8 tRNA genes and 1 rRNA gene are annotated in these 1,188 nt (G+C 47.1%); all 9 read right to left on the bottom strand.

The features are described 5' to 3' along the window. Nucleotides 1–18: 18 nt before the first annotated feature. The 9 genes from AS034_RS20250 to rrf all read right to left on the bottom strand — a co-directional run bounded on the left by AS034_RS20250 (nucleotide 19) and on the right by rrf (nucleotide 1,044). Nucleotides 19–94, bottom strand: a tRNA-Thr gene (locus AS034_RS20250). A 34-nt stretch (nucleotides 95–128) separates the two neighbouring features. Next, nucleotides 129–204, bottom strand: a tRNA-Phe gene (locus AS034_RS20245). A gap of 35 nt (nucleotides 205–239) precedes the next feature. Beyond that, nucleotides 240–316, bottom strand: a tRNA-Asp gene (locus AS034_RS20240). A gap of 130 nt (nucleotides 317–446) precedes the next feature. Beyond that, nucleotides 447–520 (bottom strand) — tRNA-Met (locus AS034_RS20235). 29 nt (nucleotides 521–549) lie between these two features. Further along, nucleotides 550–625, bottom strand: a tRNA-Val gene (locus AS034_RS20230). 33 nt (nucleotides 626–658) lie between these two features. After that, a tRNA-Glu gene (locus AS034_RS20225) sits at nucleotides 659–733 on the bottom strand. Between the two features lie 15 nt (nucleotides 734–748). After that, a tRNA-Ser gene (locus AS034_RS20220) sits at nucleotides 749–841 on the bottom strand. A 4-nt stretch (nucleotides 842–845) separates the two neighbouring features. Then, nucleotides 846–920: transfer RNA gene (locus tag AS034_RS20215), tRNA-Asn, on the bottom strand. Between the two features lie 7 nt (nucleotides 921–927). Then, nucleotides 928–1,044 (bottom strand): 5S ribosomal RNA (rrf, locus tag AS034_RS20210). Nucleotides 1,045–1,188 lie beyond the last annotated feature (144 nt).

Raw genomic sequence — 1,188 nt, 5'->3', positions numbered from 1 at the left:
CTCCACAATGAGAGAAAATGGTGCCGGCAAGAGGACTTGAACCCCCAACCTACTGATTACAAGTCAGTTGCTCTACCAGTTGAGCTACACCGGCACATTTTTTACACCACTATGCTTTGTAAAAAACATGGTGGCTCAGGACGGAATCGAACCGCCGACACATGGATTTTCAGTCCATTGCTCTACCAACTGAGCTACTGAGCCATTTTGTATATTCATATTTGCCATTCAATGAAAAATGGCGGTCTGGACGGGACTCGAACCCGCGACCTCCTGCGTGACAGGCAGGCATTCTAACCAACTGAACTACCAGACCAGAGATTTTTGCGAAAGCAAAATATCTTTCATTAATCTGCGTTAGCAAAAGAACTTACCTTACTTTGCGTCAGCAGAATATTCATCCATCAGTTACTCATTAGATGTTTATTCACTTTTGCAAAATGGTATTGCGGGGACAGGATTTGAACCTGCGACCTTCGGGTTATGAGCCCGACGAGCTACCGAACTGCTCCACCCCGCGACGATAATAGTAATTTAAAATTGAATCAATGGTGGAGGATGACGGGATCGAACCGCCGACCCTCTGCTTGTAAGGCAGATGCTCTCCCAGCTGAGCTAATCCTCCGTTATGTATGAAGAGTTCTTTCGGAAAACTCTATGGTGACCCGTACGGGATTCGAACCCGTGTTACCGCCGTGAAAGGGCGGTGTCTTAACCGCTTGACCAACGGGCCAGGTAAAATATGTTATGGCGGAGAGCAAGGGATTTGAACCCTTGAGACAGTGTTTGACCGCCTACACGATTTCCAATCGTGCTCCTTCGACCACTCGGACAGCTCTCCATATTGGCTCCGCAGGCAAGATTCGAACTTGCGACCGATCGGTTAACAGCCGATAGCTCTACCACTGAGCTACTGCGGAACGATGTGCCTGGCGACGTCCTACTCTCACAGGGGGAGATCCCCCAACTACCATCGGCGCTGAAGAGCTTAACTTCCGTGTTCGGCATGGGAACGGGTGTGGCCTCTTCGCCATAGTCACCAGACAATTTCATGATGTCTTTTTTAAGGACAAGTACTATTATATCGTCTTTTAGAGTTTTTTCAAGACTTTTTTTGTACTTTTACTGAGAATTTTGCTCTCTCAAAACTAGATAAAGGATTGATGTCAAGAATACCGGTATTGCCGT

The organism is [Bacillus] enclensis, assembly GCF_001456935.1.
GTDB lineage: Bacteria > Bacillota > Bacilli > Bacillales > Bacillaceae_B > Rossellomorea > Rossellomorea enclensis.
The sequence above is the reverse complement of the archived record's forward strand: the minus strand, read 5'-3'. Positions and strand labels throughout refer to the sequence as shown.